17 protein-coding genes are annotated in these 17,627 nt (G+C 69.6%); 7 read left to right on the top strand and 10 right to left on the bottom strand.

What is annotated here, in order from left to right:
• Positions 1-18: 18 nt before the first annotated feature.
• The 3 genes from AB5J53_RS46910 (at position 19) to AB5J53_RS46900 (ending at position 2,667) form a co-directional block, all read left to right on the top strand.
• Positions 19-1,557 carry a carboxylesterase/lipase family protein gene (locus tag AB5J53_RS46910; RefSeq protein ID WP_369251684.1) on the top strand — a complete coding sequence of 513 codons (1,539 nt, stop codon included), beginning with the start codon at positions 19-21 and terminating at the stop codon, positions 1,555-1,557.
• Between the two features lie 109 nt (positions 1,558-1,666).
• The gene (locus AB5J53_RS46905) at positions 1,667-1,825 is read left to right on the top strand and encodes a hypothetical protein (protein WP_369251683.1); all 159 of its coding nucleotides are present in this window, start codon (positions 1,667-1,669) and stop codon (positions 1,823-1,825) included.
• A complete protein-coding gene (locus AB5J53_RS46900) occupies positions 1,822-2,667 on the top strand; it encodes a DUF817 domain-containing protein (RefSeq protein WP_369251682.1) in 846 nt (281 codons plus the stop codon). Before AB5J53_RS46905 ends, AB5J53_RS46900 begins: the two co-directional genes overlap by 4 nt.
• 119 nt (positions 2,668-2,786) lie before the next feature.
• On the opposite strand, the gene ykgO is transcribed toward AB5J53_RS46900, so the two are convergent.
• The 5 genes from ykgO to AB5J53_RS46875 all read right to left on the bottom strand — a co-directional run bounded on the left by ykgO (position 2,787) and on the right by AB5J53_RS46875 (position 5,538).
• Complete coding sequence (gene ykgO, locus AB5J53_RS46895) at positions 2,787-2,909, bottom strand: type B 50S ribosomal protein L36 (RefSeq protein ID WP_369251681.1); 123 nt, start codon at positions 2,907-2,909, stop codon at positions 2,787-2,789.
• Positions 2,910-2,944: 35 nt separating this feature from the next.
• On the bottom strand, positions 2,945-3,205 hold the full coding sequence (locus AB5J53_RS46890) for a type B 50S ribosomal protein L31 (protein ID WP_369251680.1): 261 nt from the start codon (positions 3,203-3,205) through the stop codon (positions 2,945-2,947).
• 47 nt (positions 3,206-3,252) lie between these two features.
• Positions 3,253-3,417: a 50S ribosomal protein L33 gene (gene rpmG, locus AB5J53_RS46885; RefSeq protein ID WP_369251679.1), complete on the bottom strand. Its 165-nt coding sequence runs from the start codon at positions 3,415-3,417 to the stop codon at positions 3,253-3,255.
• Positions 3,418-3,697: 280 nt separating this feature from the next.
• Entirely contained in the window at positions 3,698-4,492 is a 795-nt protein-coding gene (locus AB5J53_RS46880) for a TIGR03943 family protein (RefSeq protein ID WP_369251678.1), read from the bottom strand.
• Positions 4,489-5,538, bottom strand: a complete 1,050-nt coding sequence (locus tag AB5J53_RS46875; RefSeq protein ID WP_369251677.1) for a permease — start codon at positions 5,536-5,538, stop codon at positions 4,489-4,491. The genes AB5J53_RS46880 and AB5J53_RS46875 overlap by 4 nt, the downstream gene beginning before the upstream one ends.
• 730 nt (positions 5,539-6,268) lie before the next feature.
• On the opposite strand from AB5J53_RS46875, the gene AB5J53_RS46870 reads away from it, so the two are divergent.
• Positions 6,269-7,324 (top strand): glycoside hydrolase family 5 protein, encoded by a 1,056-nt coding sequence (locus AB5J53_RS46870; protein WP_369251676.1) that lies wholly within the window; start codon positions 6,269-6,271, stop codon positions 7,322-7,324.
• Positions 7,325-7,612: 288 nt separating this feature from the next.
• Here the strand turns inward: AB5J53_RS46870 and AB5J53_RS46865 are convergent, their stop codons facing one another.
• A complete protein-coding gene (locus tag AB5J53_RS46865) occupies positions 7,613-8,377 on the bottom strand; it encodes a YqjF family protein (protein WP_369251675.1) in 765 nt (254 codons plus the stop codon).
• 410 nt (positions 8,378-8,787) lie between these two features.
• On the opposite strand from AB5J53_RS46865, the gene AB5J53_RS46860 reads away from it, so the two are divergent.
• Together AB5J53_RS46860 and AB5J53_RS46855 are read left to right on the top strand one after the other, a co-directional pair.
• Complete coding sequence (locus tag AB5J53_RS46860) at positions 8,788-8,973, top strand: hypothetical protein (RefSeq protein ID WP_369251674.1); 186 nt, start codon at positions 8,788-8,790, stop codon at positions 8,971-8,973.
• A gap of 188 nt (positions 8,974-9,161) precedes the next feature.
• Complete coding sequence (locus tag AB5J53_RS46855; protein ID WP_369251673.1) at positions 9,162-10,325, top strand: PP2C family protein-serine/threonine phosphatase; 1,164 nt, start codon at positions 9,162-9,164, stop codon at positions 10,323-10,325.
• A 79-nt stretch (positions 10,326-10,404) separates the two neighbouring features.
• Here AB5J53_RS46855 and glpK read toward each other — a convergent pair whose 3' ends face one another.
• From glpK to AB5J53_RS46840, 3 genes are all read right to left on the bottom strand, one after another.
• Positions 10,405-11,922 (bottom strand): glycerol kinase GlpK, encoded by a 1,518-nt coding sequence (gene glpK, locus AB5J53_RS46850; RefSeq protein WP_369251672.1) that lies wholly within the window; start codon positions 11,920-11,922, stop codon positions 10,405-10,407.
• Between the two features lie 24 nt (positions 11,923-11,946).
• A complete protein-coding gene (locus AB5J53_RS46845) occupies positions 11,947-12,792 on the bottom strand; it encodes an MIP/aquaporin family protein (RefSeq protein WP_369251671.1) in 846 nt (281 codons plus the stop codon).
• A 218-nt stretch (positions 12,793-13,010) separates the two neighbouring features.
• Entirely contained in the window at positions 13,011-13,442 is a 432-nt protein-coding gene (locus tag AB5J53_RS46840; RefSeq protein WP_369251670.1) for a hypothetical protein, read from the bottom strand.
• Positions 13,443-13,794: 352 nt separating this feature from the next.
• On the opposite strand from AB5J53_RS46840, the gene AB5J53_RS46835 reads away from it, so the two are divergent.
• A complete protein-coding gene (locus AB5J53_RS46835) occupies positions 13,795-14,895 on the top strand; it encodes a hypothetical protein (RefSeq protein WP_369251669.1) in 1,101 nt (366 codons plus the stop codon).
• 255 nt (positions 14,896-15,150) lie between these two features.
• Here AB5J53_RS46835 and fusA read toward each other — a convergent pair whose 3' ends face one another.
• Entirely contained in the window at positions 15,151-17,250 is a 2,100-nt protein-coding gene (gene fusA, locus AB5J53_RS46830; RefSeq protein ID WP_369251668.1) for an elongation factor G, read from the bottom strand.
• Between the last annotated feature and the right edge of the window lie 377 nt (positions 17,251-17,627).

Here is a 17,627-nt window from a genome sequence, read left to right as displayed (position 1 = left end):
GCCGGAGAGGGAGTTGTGATGACCGTTGTCGCGTCCGAGTCGTCCGGGGCTAAGCCCGAAGTCCGCACGGCGGCCGGGGCGCTGCGCGGCACCCGGGAGGCGGATGTGACGGTCTTCCGCGGCATCCCGTTCGCCGGGCCGCCGGTCGGCTCGCTGCGTTTCGCCGCGCCGCGGCCGGTACGGGGATGGGACGGGGTGCGGGCGGCGGTGTCGTACGGACCGCCGCCCCCTCAGGGCGGCCATTTCGGCATGGACGCGCTGGCGCAGGACGCGTTGGGCGACGACTGGCTGACGGTCAACGTCTGGTCGCCCGAGCCGGGCCCCGGCGCAGGGTTGCCGGTGATGGTGTGGATCCAGGGCGGCGCCTACACGATCGGCATGTCCGGTCTTCCCGAGTACGACGGCGGCCGCCTGGCGCGTGAGAGCGGCGTCGTCGTGGTGACGTTCAACTACCGTGTGGGTCTTGAGGGTTTCGCGCAGATCGAGGGGGCGCCCGCCAACCGGGGTCTGCTTGACCAGGTCGCCGCTCTGGAGTGGGTGCGTGACAACATCCGGGCCTTCGGCGGCGACCCGGACCGCGTCACGGTCTTCGGCCAGTCGGCGGGCGCCGGGTCGGTCGCCGCGCTGCTGGCGATGCCGAGTGCGGCCGGGCTCTTCGGCCGGGCCGTCGCGCAGAGTGTGCAGGGCACGTTCTTCTCGCCGGAGCTCGCCGCCGACATCGCCGCCTCCTGCGCCGCCGAGTTGGGGCTGAGGCCCACGGTGGCCGACCTGTCCACGGTGGACCCGGCCCGGCTGTCCGCCGCCGGTGATGCGGTCGGCGCCAAGATGGCCCAGTGGGCGGACCGCTGGGGTCAGGTCGCGCACAGGTCGATCCTGTTCTCGCCGGTCGTCGAGGGTGATGCTCTGCCGGTCACTCCATGGCAGGCCCTGACCAACGGCGCCGGCCGGGACATCGAACTCCTCGTCGGCCACACCCGCGACGAACAGCGGCTGCTCACCGCGCTCGACGGCCTGCTCGGCCAGGTGACACAGGAGCAGGCGGCGACAGCCCTGCACGTCTTCGGCCCCGGCCAGGACGGCGCACGCCGTTACCTCGACGGCTTTCCGGCCGCGGGCCCCGACGAGCTGTACGAACTGGTCCACTCCGACCGGCTGTTCCGCATGCCGAGCCTGCACCTCGCCGAGGCCCAGACCGCCGCCGGCGGCCGCGCCCACGTCTACGAGCTGACATGGCCCGCCCCGGGCATGGGCGGCGGCCTCGGCGCCTGCCACGGCCTCGACGTGCCGCTCGTCTTCGGCAACCTGGACCGCGGCCAGCCTGCCGTGCTGATCGGCGAAGGCCCGTCCCCGGAGGCAGAGGCGCTGTCCACCCGCATGCGCGCCGCATGGACGGCGTTCGCCGCCCACGGCGACCCCGGCTGGCCCGCGTACGACACCGGACAACGCCTCGTACAGCTCTTCGACACCCGGCCGGCCGTCACCGCCTACCCGGAGGAGACCTCCCGCCTCATCTGGCAGGACCACGCCTTTCCCGTACTGCCGCTACTCGGCCGGTAGCGTCAACCGGCCCGGACAGAGAGCCGCGTGAGCATCGCATCAGGCTCCGAACCGCCGGGCACTGACAACCGGTCCCGCCGCCGGAGCGGGAGCAGGACCTCTTCACGGCGTGCGCCGTCGCTCTCCGGCAGGACAAGACCTCGCCTACCAGGGGTTCATGGGCCAGCCGGTCGAGCTCCAGTTCAAGAAGGCCGGCGCCGCCCACTACAGCACGGTCAAGACCGTGAAGACGGACCAACGCCTGGCCCTGCCGGACCACTCTCCATGAGCATGCACACGATCATGTGCGGCGCCGGAATGATCAGTCGGCAGTTGGCCTGGTTCGGATGGCTGCAGGCGCGCTGCTGCGCGTTCGCCGTCGCCCTGTTCGCCGGTATGGCGGCCTCGAAACTCCTCCCTCCGCTGCCGGTGGCGCGCTATGACCTGCTGCTCGCGTACGGCGTCCTGCTCACCGGCGTGGGCTACGTGCTGGGATGGGAGACCAGGCGGGAGATGGTCGTCGTGGCCGTCTGCCACATCCTGGGGCTCGCCTTCGAACTGGTGAAAGTGCGGGTGGGATCGTGGAGCTGTCCCGAACCAGGAGTGGCGAAGGTCGCCGGCGCACCGCTGTACGGAGGCTTCATGTATGCCGCGGTCGGCAGCTGTGTCTGCCGGTCCTGGCGGTTGTTCGACCTGACGCTCACCGGCTACCGAGCCCGCGGTACCGCCGTGCCGGCCGTCGGTCTGTACGTCAACTTCGTGAGCCATCACTGGCTGCCGGACCTTCGCCTGCCACTCGGCGCCCTGCTGCTGGTCGTGACCACAGGGACATGGGTGCACTACTCGGTAGGCAGAAGGCGGCACCGAATGCCACTGGCGCTGTTCTTCGCCTTGATCGGTTTCTTCCTGTGGCCGGCCGAGAACATCGCCACCTATCTCGGGGCCTGGACATACCCGTACCAGCTCCATGGCTGGGAACCGGTCTCGGTGTCGAAGTCGATCTCCTGGGCCTTGCTGATCAGCGTCACCTTCGTCATCTGTGGAGCCGGTCGGCCCGCTCCGGCCGAGCGAGGCCGAGCATCCTCTGCGCAGGGCGTTGGCACCGGCCTGACGACGACGAAGCACGGATGAAGGCGATGTGATGCCCCGTCCGGGCGCCATCGGCGTGACGACGATGGGTGACACCGTGCGGACGGCCGTCCCGGTCTCGCGCGGTGCGAGGACCGGGCCGGCCGTCATCTCCCCGGGTGTCAGCCCTGGCGGGCCTTGAACCGCGGGTTCTTCTTGTTGACGACGAAGACCACGCCCCGCCGGCGGACCACCTGCGCCCCGGGCTCGGACTTCAACGATCGCAAGGACTTGCGCACCTTCATGGCTCTGCTCTCCTTCTGCTGGACACGACCCGCGGTCAGCGCCGGGCCGAGGCCACGCGGCCGTAGCGACGCTCGAAGCGCTCCACACGGCCGGCGGTGTCCACGACCCGCGAGGTCCCGGTGTAGAACGGATGGCTCGCCGACGAGATCTCGACATCGATCAGCGGGTAGCTGGTGCCGTCCTCCCACTCGATCGTCCTCGCCGAGTGCGCGGTCGAACGAGTCAGAAACGCGACACCCGCGGCGCGGTCACGGAAGACGACCGGCCCGGATACGGGATGAATACGGGGCCTCATACGGTTTCCTTCCCTGCGACTGTCCGCCCGGTGGCGCCGGGCTTGGTTCAGCGTTCCTCGCGGAACGGGACGTGCTCGCCGGCCACCGGGTCGTACTTGCGCAGTACGAGCCGGTCGGGGTCGTTCACACGGTTCTTGCGCGTCACGTAGGTGACGCCGGTCCCGGCCGTCGACCTCAGCGTGACGACGGGACGCGCACTGTTGCGTGCCATGAGGTCCTCCTTCCGCCCACATCACGCGGTCTTGACTCGCGCATGTCAGCTACGTGTGCTGTAACAGCGGCCCCGGTCACCGCATTCCCGCCTTGCCGGAAGGTCCTGGCCCGGATTCGGTGCCTCTTCTTCAGCACCGGCTCCTCCGCTCCTTCGCCTCCATCGGGACCGACGGGGCGATCATCGCCACCGTCAGCACCGCGCTGGGCGCGGTCAGTGACCGGACCGATCCTGGAGGAATGAGCTTCTCGGGGCAACGGGCAGGCCCGGTCGCCCAGGGTCACGACGGTGTGAGCGGAAGGGTGTCCGTATAGGCGTTCACCGGTGGAGAGATCCGCTTGGTGGCGCGGACGTCGAGAGCCGGGGCCGCCGACTTGGTGCCGAGCGTGCCCTGCGGGTGCCAGGTTCCCGTGACGGAGACCCAGGTGTCGTGGGGCAGTGCGGGCGCCCCGTACATCCGGATCCTGATGGACTGCGAATCCGCGGCGCAGCAATTGAAGATGATCCGGGTCAAATACCAGCCGCCGCCCTGCCGCGCCGGCGTGACGAAACCCGTCATCTGCAGGCTGCGGCCCTCGATGCTCCGCTCCCGGTCCTGCTGCACCCGCTGGGTGAAGTCCGTGAGGGTGATGGGCAGCGGCGAGGTCGCCGGCAGCCGGTCGAACCGGCTCTGCTCCTTGACGGCCTTCTCGTTGGCCCGTGAAGCGGTGTACGCGCCGAGTGCGGGAGGCGCGTAGAGGAGCAGGCTGAGGGCGGGAAGGAACAGCAGCCAGGCGATCCGGGGCGTGGTGGAGTGGTCGTGGTGACCGCCATGACCATGACCGCCGACACGGTCGTGGTCGCGCTCGTGCTCGTGCTCGCCTTCACGGCCGTCGTACGCGGGCTCGTGCGCGTCCGCCCGTCCGTCGAGGACCGCCGCCAGCAGGCCCAGTACGAGGAGCAGTGCGCCGGAGGCGATCAGCGCCGGACGCAGGCCCGCCTTCACGTAACGCAGATACAGGTCCGAGAAGAGGGAGGCGTGCAGGAGGCCGAGCCCGCAGAGGACCAGGAGCAGTACTTGTACGCGGTGTCTCACAGCAGGGCTCCTCCGATCAGCACGCTGCACGCAACCGCCACGACAACGGTCGCGGTGGAGAAGCGGAGGGCGAACGCCCGGCCGAAGGTGCCCGCCTGAAGGGCGATCAGTTTCAGGTCGACCATGGGGCCGACCACCAGGAAGGCCAGCCGTGCGGTGGGCGAGAAACCGGCGAGCGAGGCGGCGACGAAGGCATCGGCCTCGGAGCAGACCGCGAGGACGATCGCCAGCCCGGCCAGGAACAGCACGGAGAGCCAGGGCGAGCCGGAGAACGTGTCGAGGACCGAACGCGGCACGGTGACGTTGAAGGTGGCCGCCGCGACCGCGCCGAGGACGAGATAACCGCCCGCGTGCAGGAAGTCGTGCTGGAAGCCGCGGCGGAACTCGTTCCAGCGGCTGTGCCCCGGGTGATGACCCGTGTGGCGGGCCGCGGGCCGCAGCCACTCCTCGCGCCCCAGCCAGAGCCACAGCCAGCCCATCACGGCCGCGGTGACGAGCGAGGCGAGCAGCCGGGCGGCCACCATGGCGGGGCTGCCGGGGAAGGCGACGGCGGTGGCGGTCAGGACGACCGGGTTGATGGCGGGGGCGGAGAGCAGGAACGCGAAGGCCGCGGCCGGGGTGACGCCCCGTCGGATCAGGCTGTTCGCCACCGGCACCGACGCGCACTCGCAGCCCGGGAGGACGACACCGGCGGCGCTGGCGACCGGGACGGCGAGTGCGGGGCGACTGGGCAGGGCCTTGCTGAACACAGAGGCCGGCACGAACGCGTTGATCGCGCCGGACAGCGCGGTGCCGAGCAGCAGGAACGGCAGGGCCTGGACCGTGATGGCGAGACACACCGTGCGCCAGGCCCCGAAGGCCGGGGCGCCCAGCCACCCGGAGCGGGCGAGCTCGGCCGCCGCGGACGCGAAGCCCCACCCGACCGCCGCCCCGAGCCCGATGACGAGGAGACGGCGGCGGGGGACGCGGGTCTGCGATGCGCCGCTGGGGCCCGCAGGCAGCACGGCCGTGGGCGTCGCCCCCACCGACTCATCCGTCTGATGCATCATCACTCCGCCGTGCAGACATTCCCACCGAATACAACGCGGACCGTACTAGCAGGACTTGGTTCAAGTCGGTAACTATGACCGGTATGTCGCGGGTGGCGGGGGGCGCAGGGGTGACCTGCCGAGACCGCAAAGGGGTCTGCACTTCGCGAACGACCTTGATTCGCCGGCGGCGGAACCGAACCATCCCAGCAGGCGTGACGAGCAGTCAATGCGACTGCGTGCGCCGGGTGTTGAGCATGGAACCCCGTGCTCCCGCCCGTTCCGGTCCATCACCCCGCCATCCGCTCCCTCGAACCCGGGTCCGAGAACCTGCCACACAACGCAACGACGTAACGCGCGGGAAACCTTGACGATCGCTGTGCCGGATGCCACGATTCCGGCGCCGCCATGTTTACGTAAACATCCATCCGAGCCGAGTCCTGGCGAAGCTCTGCCGAAGCGTGTTTACGTAAACATGCTGTTGGGAGGTTGGTGAGGCAGAGAGGACTTGACCTCCAGAACAAGCTGCCTCGCAGGAGGCCTCCATCAAGTAGAGCCGGGGGCGCGGGCGCCAGGACCACACGCAGCACTCCCCCACGCCGCCAACCGGTACACCACCCGGTCATCGCAGGGCCCACCAACGGCGAGCCGACACCATCCGTCCGGCCCGGCACACCTTCCGACGGCCGCTCAGCCACGCGCAGGCTCCGCCATGCGCCGAGTCGCCATCCTCTGAAAGGGCAAGTCGATGCGCAAAATCCCCGCCAGAACCCGCTTCACCCCGCGGCTGCGGGCCGCCTTCGTGGCCATCCTGATCGCGGGCACCAGCGGCACAACCATCGCCGGCAGCCCCGCCTACGCCGCGCCGAGCGGAGACACGACCCAGTTCAAGGGGGTCAACTGGGCCGATCCCCGCGACAACTTCGCCGACGACCCCGTCGTGCTGTCCGGCCTGTCGACCTCCGACAGCTACGCACAGACCTACGCCAAGGCGAGCCGGGTGATCTCGGCATTCCGCGCGAACCTCGGCGCCAACACCGTACGGCTGCCCATCAACCCGTACACCGTCAACGGCGCCTACTGGAAGTCGTATCGCGCGGTCATCGACGCGGCGTCGGCCAAGGGCTTCAAGGTCATCGTCTCCTACTGGGAGGGCACGGGCTCCCGCAAGGACGGCTTCATCGACGACCCTGCCACCTACTGGCCCATGTGGAACACCGTGGTCGACGCGTACAAGGACGATCCGCGGGTCTACTTCGAGCCGATGAACGAGCCCCACGGCTACACCGACGCCGAGTGGGCCGACATCGCCGCGCGATGGCTGGCCACCTACCCCTCGGTCCCCCGCAACCGGGTGTTCGTCAGCGGCGCCGGCTACAACGACCACGTCACCTCCGTCTGCGCCGATCCGCGCCTGAAGGGCACCTACCTGTCGCTGCACCACTACGGGTTCTGGAAGGACTACGCCACCTACGACCAGTGGGTGGCCGACCTCAAGGAGCGCATCGGTGACTGCGCGGGCCGGACCGTCGCCGACGAGTTCGGCGCCCCGATGACCACCGGCCTCGACTACAACAAGCCGGCTCCCTCCAACAACTACATCAACTACGTTCAGGCCGTCACCGACACCTTCCGCCAGCTCAAGATGGGTTCCGTCTACTGGCCCGGCCTGCGTACCGACGACACCTACTCGCTGCAGACCCTGACAGGCGATCCCGCCCGGCCGTGGCTGGCCACCACCAACCAGTCAGGCGCCGACCGGCTCGCCTGGGGCTGGGGACGGGGCAAGCCTGTCCGACCCTGACAGGCCTTCGGCGTAACCGCCGACCGGCAACCGAATACGGTTGCCACCCCGCCCTGGCGGCGACCGGATCGGCTCGCCGTACCCGGTCCGCCGCACCCCCATGGTCTGCACTCGCCCGCACCCGAGCGCACTTCCCACGCATCGAGGCTCCGCCCCGGCAATCGGGGCGGAGGTGGTGCCGTCGCCTCCGGCACGTGTTCAAAGGCCACTTGGGGATTTGCCCTGACGTGATCGAAGAGCTTGGCCCAGGGCCCTCTCAGGCTCCAGAAGGACCCGGGGTCGGCGCGCTCAGGGGGTCGGGATGCCACCCGGCCGGGCCGGACGCCCGAGCCGGACCGGGACGCCCGGTGAGTACAGGACGCTGACCGGTTCGCCCAGCGGCGTGGGCATGTCGGCCGCTGCGAGCAGGTTCTCCTCGCACGCGAGGAGCTCCGCGCGGTGCAGCGGCCAGCGCGGATGCTCGTTCGGCAGATATCCGGTGTCGCCGAAGAACGTGTTGTGCATGCCCCAGCGGGCGGTCAGGAAGTGCTCCAACTCGGTGGGTTCCGCTACCGGTTCACCCCGGCGCACGACGATCCGGCTGTACGCGCCGCGCGGCCCGGGCCAGCGCCGGGAGCTGGTGTAGGTGATGAGGTCGTCGTCGGCATGGACGGCCATGCGGGACCACACGTACGGAAGCCGGAAGCCGGCCCTTCCCATCACTACGGGCACGAGCCTGGCGGCGTCCATCGACCGGAAGACCACGCCGCGCCGGCCATGTGCGTCCACGGAGTACAGGCGCACGTTCGTCTCCGGGAACGTGCCCAGATACGGCACCCCCGGCGACCCGAGCCAGCCGACCCGGTGCATCCGGAAAGCGACCAGGCCGACGTAGGTGATCCCGTCGAGCACGTCGGGGACGGTTCCGTCCGGCAACAGCCCGGCGACATCGGCCGGGTCGACAGCCCAGTGGACGAAGGCGAGATCGAGCCACTGCTGAGTGAGCAACGGCCGCTTCAAGGCCGTGGGGGCGTCCGGGGTGACGGGCTCGGATATCCGCGCGGTGGTCGACACCACACCAGCATCCCAGACCGGCGTATGCCGACCGTCGACCGCGGCCCTGGACGTGAACCAGCCTGCTCCGGCACCGGCTCCCTCGCCGGCGCGGACCGTGCGGCGCCATCTCGGCGACCGCCCGTACGTCGTCGTGACCACTCCATGGGCGGTGCGGCCGCGCACGCGGTCACGACGCCTCTGGCGGCCGAGGGCGCTCCTCCGGCCGGAATCGTCCTGGTGGACGCTTATCGCATCACCCCGGACCGGGAAGCCGAGCCGTCGCTGCCGGCCCTGCCCGCCCGGATCCCGCTGGCGGTGGGTGAGCGGTTCGCCACCATGGTGGACGACCGGACGCTGCTGACGCTGGGCGCGTACCCCGGACGTTCCGGGGCCGGCAGCCTGAACCGACCGAGGTTCCCACCCTGCTGGTGCGCACCACGCAGCCGCTGCCGCAAAGACCGGAGCACTGGTCGTCGTGGTCGTCCTGGCCTCGACCCCACGACACGGTGGACGTCCCCGGCACTCATCTGAGCGTGGTCGGCGTACACGCCCGGACGACGGCCGAGGCGATCCGCGATGGGACCGAAGCGCTCGGCCGTCCGCAGGCCGGCTGACGGCCGGAGCGAGGCGGGCACCTGCACAGCCGCGGTGGGTCTTATGCGCGATGGCCACGAGATGTCAGCCGGCAGCCCCCCGCTCACCAGCCGACCACGCCATCGCGTGGACGCCGGGGAGCGGGCGCCCGGGTACCAGGGGCAATATGGGAGATGTGGGCGTCCGGCGTGTGTCAGTGGACCGCCTCGTGGAGCAGTCGTCGGGCCGCGGGCTGGTGGCGATTCCGCTCGCGCTGATCGTAGTGATCACCGTGGTGGACATCCGCTCTCCTGCCGATGTCCATCTCGGGCCGTTGCTGGTGATCGCCCCCGCGCTCACCGCCTCCTTCTCCGGGCCACGGCTGACCGCTGCGGTGGGGGCTCTGGCGGTGGCTGCCCAGGCATTCATCGCGGTGTTGCACGGCGGGCTGACGACGACCAACCACATCTCGCAGATCATCGCCCTTTTCGTGCTCTCGTCACTGGTGGTTTTCGTCTGCTACGTACAGGAGCGGCGTGCTCGGGAGCTGAGCCGCGCACGATCGGTCGCCGAGACGGCGCAGCGGGTTCTGCTGCGGCCTCCGCCCCGCCGGATCGGACCGTTGCGGGTGGCCTGGCTGTATCTGGCCGCCGAGGACGAGACCCAGATCGGAGGCGACCTGTTCGCGGTCGCCCGCTCCGAGGATGCCTCCACCCGGGTGATCATCGGAGACGTGCGCGGCAAGGGCCTGGCCTCGATCGGTGAGGCATCGGTCGTGCTGGGCGCGTTTCGAGAGGGTGCCCATCGGTACGCCACGTTGCCCGAGCTCACGGCGGCTCTGGAGGTGAGCGTGTGCCGCGATCTGGAGGACGTGGCCGATACCAGGAACGACCCCGGCGAACACTTCATCACCGCGCTCGTACTGGACATCCCCGACGACGACTCACCAATCGAGTTGATCAACTGCGGCCATCCACCGCCCCTGCTGCTGCACGATGGCAAGGTCACGGTCCTGCAGGCCCGCCACCCCATACCCCCGCTGGGCATGTGCGCACTGCCCGCATCAAGCCACCGGCCCGACCCGTTCACCTTCGAATGCGGCGACATCCTGCTGCTCTACACCGACGGCGTCATCGAAGCGCGCTCACCGGCGGGTGCCTTCTACCCTCTCGCCGACCGGGTCGCCTCCTTCCCCACCTCCAGCCCCGACACCCTGCTGCACCACATTCACGACGACCTGCTCGCCCACGTCGGCGACCAACCCGCCGACGACGCCGCCCTCCTGATCATCGAACGCACCGCCTCCCACCACCTCCACCGACCGCACTTCACCCGCCCTGCCGACGGCCACCACCGGCTCTCCAAGGGACCCGCCCTACCCACAGAGGGCTGACCCCCTCCCCACAAGAACGCGCACATGGGAAGGTCCTCCGGTCACCGGAGGACCTTCCCATGGAGGACCTTCGACCGGTCTATTCGACCGTGGCCCAGTCGAGCGTGCGCTCCACCGCCTTCTTCCAGCCCGCGTAACCCTCCGCGCGCTGGTCGTCCGACCACTCGGGCTCCCAGCGCTTGGACTCCTGCCAGTGGGTGCGCAGTTCGTCGGTGTCCTGCCAGAAGCCGGTGGCCAGGCCCGCCGCGTAGGCGGCGCCGAGCGCGGTGGTCTCGGCCACGACCGGGCGGCTGACCGGTACCCCGAGGACGTCGGCCTGGATCTGCATGCACAGGTCGTTGGCGGTGACGCCGCCGTCGACCTTGAGCACGTCGAGGTGGACGCCGGAGTCCTGTTCCATGGCCTCGACGACGTCACGGCTCTGGTAGCAGATGGCTTCCAGAGTCGCCCGGGCCAGGTGGCCGTTGTCGTTGTACCGGGCGAGGCCGACGATCGCGCCGCGGGCGTCGGAGCGCCAGTAGGGGGCGAACAGGCCCGAGAACGCGGGGACGAAGTACACGCCGCCGTTGTCCTCGACGGTGCGGGCCAGGGTCTCGCTGTCGGCCGCGTTCTTGATGATCTTCATTTGGTCGCGCAGCCACTGCACCGCGGACCCGGTGACCGCGATGGATCCCTCCAGGGCGTAGATCGCCGGGCTGTCGCCGAACTGGTACGCCACCGTGGTGAGCAAGCCATTCTGCGAACGGACCAGTTCCGTACCGGTGTTGAGCACCAGGAAGTTGCCGGTGCCGTAGGTGTTCTTGGCCTCGCCGGGCGCGTAGCAGACCTGTCCGACGGTGGCCGCCTGCTGGTCGCCGAGCACCCCGGCGATGGGGATGGCGGCCTGCAGTGGCCGGGTGGTGCGCGTAACCCCGTACGCCTCCCGGTGGGACGAGGGGTTGATGGTGGGCAGCATCTGCCGTGGGATGTTGAAGAAGCCCAGCAACTCGTCGTCCCAGTCGAGGGTTTCCAGGTCCATCAGCATGGTGCGGCTGGCGTTGGTCACATCGGTGGCGTGGATGCCGCCGTGGGGGCCGCCGGTCAGGTTCCACAGGACCCAGCAGTCCGTGTTGCCGAAGAGGGCGTGTCCCTGCTCCGCCGCCTCGCGGACGCCGTCGACGTTCTCCAGAATCCACTGGATCTTGCCGCCGGAGAAGTACGTCGCCGGCGGCAGCCCCGCCTTGCGGCGGATGACGTCGCCCTGGCCCGAGCGTTCCAGGGCCGCGGCGATGGAGTCGGTGCGCGTGTCCTGCCAGACGATGGCGTTGTAGTAGGGGCGGCCGTTGCGCGGATCCCAGACAACGGTGGTCTCACGCTGATTGGTGATGCCGATCGCCGCCAGGTCTTCCGCCGACAGGTTCCCGTGCCGCAGAGCGTTCTGCATCACGGAGTTGGTGCGCTCCCAGATCTCCACCGGGTCGTGCTCGACCCAGCCCGAGCGCGGAAGGATCTGGGCGTGCTCCAGCTGGTGCTTCGCCACCTCGTTGCCGGCGTGGTCGAAGATCATGAAACGAGTGCTGGTGGTCCCTTGGTCCACCGCGCCCACGAAGTCCGCCATGGCGTCTCGCCTCTCTGGTGGGTGTCAGTCCTCGGGGGCGGGGACACGTCCGGGGGGCTCGGGCTCTGCCGTGGGCAGGAACCGACCGATGAAGAGCTTGTACAGGCCGGCGCCGAGCACACCACCGATCAGCGGACCGACGATCGGCACCCAGTAGTAGAGGTTCCCGTACTGATCTCGCCATGCTCCGCCGTACCCCGTGATGAAACTGGCCAGCCGGGGACCGAAGTCACGTGCCGGGTTGATCGCGTAGCCCGCGAGGGTGCCCCATGCCATGCCGATCCCCACGACGACCAGGCCGATGATGAACGGGGCCATGTTGGCGCCGGGGGGCGTGTTGAGCAGGTCCGTGATCGCCAGGATCAGCAGCAGCAGAATCGCCGTGCCGATGACCTGGTCACGAAACGCGCCCCACTCGTAGACCGGCAGGTTCGTATTGCCGTTGGCGGGGAGCGTCGAGAACACGAACTGTGTCTTGATGGTGTGTCCGGGGTCTGCCTTCGCCAGCGCCTCGGTGTAGTTCCAGCGCACGATGAGAGCCGCCACGAAGGCGCCGGCCGTCTGGGCCAGCACGTAGGGCACCACTTTGCGCCAGGGGAACCCCTTGAACGTGGCCAGGGCGACGGTCACCGCGGGATTGAGATGCGCACCGCTCAGCCGTGCTGCGACATAGACGCCCATGGTGACACCGATACCCCACGCCCAGGCGATGCTGTCGTGGTTGCCGAGGCCACCGGGTGGCGTCGTGAGGGCTCCACCGGCGACCACTTGGGCCACCACGCCGACACCGAAGAGGATGAGAATCATGGTGCCGAGGAATTCGGCAGACACCTCGCCGATGAGCCCCAGCCTTTTGAGTCGCTCAGCCATGGAAGCCCGCTTTCCCGCCGGCTCAGGACCAGCGTTGAGTCCCCGAGTCCTCCGGACATCAGCATAGGACGATCTAGAAACAAGCGCATAAGAAGCGGAATATCACCCTTTAGGGCGGTTTTAGCCGACGATCCGCAGGCCGAGCACCCCGCCCGTGCGTGCGTTGTACGCCGCGACGCCGACGTTCCCGACTGCCCGACCCGGCACGGTGGCGGGCGTCAGACATCGGTGGGCAGGCCACTCACTTCCGCGATGCCGCGCAGCTCCTCGTCCTGGCGGTGCCGTTCACCGATGAAATCGGCGATCTCCTGGCACCGGGCGGGATCGGCCGCGGTGCCCGAATCCGTGACGACCCTGACGGGCCCGGTCTCTTCGGTCTCGATCTCGACGATCTGATTGTCCAGGCGTCCCGTTACGGCGACCGCGACGACGAGGGACGCCTCGTCGCGCACCTCCTGCGAGACGCTGTCCGCGTCCGCGCCTTCCAGGCTCAGCTCGATCGGCCCCGCGCGCTGCTCCTGGATCGCTTCGAGTACGGGGTCGACCATGCGGCGCAGCAACGCGAAGTCCGCTGGGGCCATGCGGAGGCGGAGCAGGTCGAGGTACTGGTCCACGGGCCGGCCTTCCGGCGAAAGCTCTGATTCGCTCATGGGATTCGACTTCCCCGATGTCGGCGACGTGATCGCATCTGCATCCAGAATGATGGGATTTCGCGTCCGCCGCCGCTCAGGGCTTCCGGCAGGACTACGCGAGCGGACGCTGGACGTTCAAGAAGACGGGTCCTCGTCCGGTCATCCACAGGCACCCGTCCGGCCATCCGTAGGCACCTGGACCGGCCATCCATGGGCAACGGAACAAATCACCCATGGGAAATGCATAAATCAACCCATAGCCACCCGAGAGGGGAGGTCTGTGATCTCTGCTGACCTCGCCTCCAGGCCCGCGAGCAGGACTGACCATACTGGGACACACGCACGCCGCCCTCCAGATGCAAAGTGACCCATGTCGAAGTCCCCCACCGTCCGCGCTACGGCCCCCGAAACCCTCTGGCTGGCCGGCGGGCGTCACGCCGGGCCCGCCCCGCAACAGGCCCTACGGGAGAACCTGCGCAAGCTCAAGGCCGAGGAAACGATCCACGACTTCCTGGAGACGGAGAACTCCACGGAAGCCGACGGCCACATATTCGAGGCCCGGTGGCTCGTCGACGAGGCCGTCACGGTGCGGGCACGGCTCGCCACCGACGGGCGCGACCACGTGGACGGAGAGCGGCGCTGGACTCTGGCGGCCGAGGCGGAGCGGCCCTGGGACCCCGCGTGGCCCTCCCCCGCGACCATGTTCTGGCCCGAGAAGAGCGATATTTCCTGGGACCACGACATCGTCGCCGGCCTTCGTCTGCAGGACGTCAACCGGCTGCCACAGGACGACAAGGCCCTCCGGCGTCTGCTCAAGGACGCCGGGCGGCACAGCTGGAGCATCAACATCGTCGTCCACGAGGCGATGACTCCCGACCAGCGCGGTCGCCTCCCGCTGGCGCGCCTGCTACCGCCCGCACTGCGGCACCGCGTCGTGGAACACCGCGCCGCACCTGAGCAACTCCAGGCCGTCAACTGGGCGCTGTACGACTTGGGCGTTCGGGTGCCCCGGGGCGGCGCCGTGATTCTGCCCGGCACTCCTGCCCGACTGGGTTACGAGGAGCAGGACTTCACGGTGCGCAGCGTGTTCCTCGACGGCTCGGAGCCGACGGAGCTCCTGGACAAGGTCGTACGGTACGCCGCGCTGCCCTGGCCTCTGCCGGAGGCAGCGGAAGAGGCCTTCACCGCTCTCCGGCAGAACTGGCATCTGCTGACTCTCGAGGAAGAACTCGCCCACGCACGCGCGCTCGTGAGTGCCTACGCCGAAGCGCTCGACGCCATGACCAAGTCGCGCGACCGGTACCGCGAGGCAGCCGACCTCGCTCACGCCGCGTTGGCCGAGATCAAGGACTTCCAGGGCACGGATCCCTCCGCACGCACGGAACCCCGTCAGTACGACGGGCACGCGCGGCACCAGCTGACGAAGACGTTTCAGCGGGTCGCGGACAGCATCAGAGCGCGCTCCAAGTGATCCCGAGGCTCAGCTTGTCCGGCGAGAGCACTGGCTCGAGCGCGTGGGAGAGTCAGGGCGTCGAGGGTGTCCGATGCCAACGCCTCGGGGCTCGCTTGTCCGTGGACGCGTGGAGCTTGAGCCACGTCCGCCGGCCTGCCTCCGAGCACGGGCATGGTGCGGCCGGGCCGGCCCCGCTCAGGTTTCGAGCGGGGCCGGCCGTTGAGCTTGGGAGTCCTCGGGCCTACCCGGACGCCGTCCCAGTCGTCCTCGGGCCTACCAGGACGCCGTCCCGTTGGACGCCCCGGACGGTGCCGGAGCGTATCCGGTGGGGCGGGCCGTGAAGACTCCCCGGCCCTGGGTCCGGCTGCGCAACCGCGTGGCGTAGCCGAACAGTTCGGCCAGCGGAACGGTGGCCGTGATCACCGCCGCACCGGCTCGCGTGAGCGATCCCGAGACCCGGCCACGCCGTGCCGCCAGGTCGCCGAGCACTCCGCCCACGGCGTCGTCGGGCACGGTGACGGTGACTTCGACGACCGGTTCCAGGAGTTCCATAGCGCCGGCGCGCAGTGCTTCGCGGAGCCCGAGTCGGCCGGCCGTGCGGAACGCCATCTCCGAGGAGTCCTTCGGATGGGTCGCCCCGTCGGTCAGGGTGACGCGCAGCCCGGTCACCGGGTGGCCGCCGAGCGGTCCCTCGGCGAGCGCGTCCCTGCAACCGGCCTCCACCGCGCGGACGTACTCCGTCGGCACCCGGCCACCGATGACCGCCGAGCGGAACTCGAAGCCGGTCGCGCTCGCCTCGACGCTGTTCGGGTCGGCCTCCAGCGGCTCCACATCGAGGACGACATGGGCGAACTGACCGGCGCCTCCGTCCTGTTTGGCATGCCGGTACACGAGCCCCGACACCCCTCGGGTCACCGTCTCCCGGTAGGCCACCTTCGGCCGACCGACGGCGACCTCCAGCCCCTGGGCGCGCCGGATCTTCTCGACCGCCACCTCCAAGTGCAGCTCGCCCATCCCCGACAGCACGGTCTGTCCGGTCTCGGGATCCGTCCGCACCGTCAGCGAAGGATCCTCCTCTCGCAGACGTGCCAACGCCGACACCAGGCGGTCGGTATCGATGCTCCTGCGGGCCTCGACGGCCACGGAGACGACCGGATCCGCGACGACCGGCGGTTCGAGCAGCAAGGGAGCCGTGGGTGCGCACAGGGTCGCCCCAACGCGAGCGGACTTCGGGCCGATCAGCGCGACGATGTCACCGGCCACCGCCCGGTCCAGCTCCGCGTACCGGTCGGCCTGGACCCGCAGAATCCGGCTGACGCGCTCCGTGCGCCGAGCGCCCACGTCCAACACCGCCTCTCCCTTGTCGATCGTTCCCGAGTACACCCGCACATACGTCAGCCGCCCGGTGGCGGTCGCGTTCACTTTGAACACCAGGCCCGCGAACGGCGCCTCGGTGTCGGCGAGCCGTTCCTGCGCCGCGCCGCTGCCGGTGCCGCGTACGGCCGGCACGTCGAGCGGCGAGGGCAGATAGGCCACGACCGCCTCCAGCAGCGGCTCGATCCCGCGGTTGCGGTAGGCCGAGCCGCACAGCACCACGACGCCCTCACCGGTACGGGTCAGGTCGCGCAGCGCGGAGGTCAGTGTCGCCGCGGAGACCGTGGACCGGGCACAGAACTCCTCGAGTGCGACCGGATGGAGCTCCGCCACGGCTTCCTGCAGTAGCCCGCGCCGACGGTGCGCTTCGTCCCGCAGGGCTTCCGGCACCGGCCCCTCCTCGACCGTGTCGCTGCCATCGGCCCAGACCAACGACCGCATCCGCAGCAGATCCACCACCCCGGTGAAGCCGTCCTCGGTGCCGATCGGCAACTGGACGACCAGCGGGGCCGGATGGAGCCGCTCCCGAATCGACTCGACCGCGACGTCGAGGTCGGCACCGGCGCGGTCCAGCTTGTTGACGAAGGCGATCCTCGGCACGCCGTGCCGGTCGGCCCGCCGCCACACCGACTCGCTCTGCGGCTCGACGCCCGCCACGGCGTCGAACACCGCGATCGCACCGTCGAGGACCCGCAGCGAGCGCTCCACCTCGTCGGAGAAGTCGACATGGCCGGGCGTGTCGATCAGGTTGATCCGGTGGCCGTCCCAGGCGCAGCTCACGGCCGCGGCGAAGATGGTGATTCCACGATCGCGCTCCTGGGAGTCGAAGTCGGTGACGGTGGTGCCGTCGTGGACCTCACCACGCTTGTGGGTGGTCCCGGTGAGGTACAGGATCCGCTCGGTGACAGTGGTCTTGCCGGCGTCGACGTGGGCGAGGATGCCCAGGTTGCGGACGGCGGTCAGCGGACTGGTGAGATGACGGTGCAGGTCGGTACGCACGGCCCATGGCCTTTCGGTGATCCGGAACGGGCGGCGCAATTCCCGGACGAAAGGCCTGTGGTCAGGCAGCGGTGAGACCTCTGGGGCAGCGCACCGGATCGAGACATGGCACGTGCGGCCGACTCGATCCCGAGCAGGCAGAGGTCAGGAGTTCGTCACGGGCATCCGGTTCCGGCCGCGCAGCCGGCACCGGGCAAACGTAGACACGAGGATCACCTCGTAGCGCGACGGGGGAACGACGACAGCGGTGCGGTAACGCACGGCCCGGCTCCCCTCACTCGTCACGGCGCGCGCCGCTGTGTCGTTGCGGCGCGCGGTTCGTGGCGAGTGTAGGGACTCCCGCCCGGGTGGGGCATCGCATTTTCATCCCGGGGCCC

The sequence above is a fragment of the Streptomyces sp. R41 genome, assembly GCF_041053055.1.
Lineage (GTDB): Bacteria > Actinomycetota > Actinomycetes > Streptomycetales > Streptomycetaceae > Streptomyces.
Note: the sequence above shows the minus strand (reverse complement) of the source record. Positions and strands in the feature narration are given on the sequence as shown.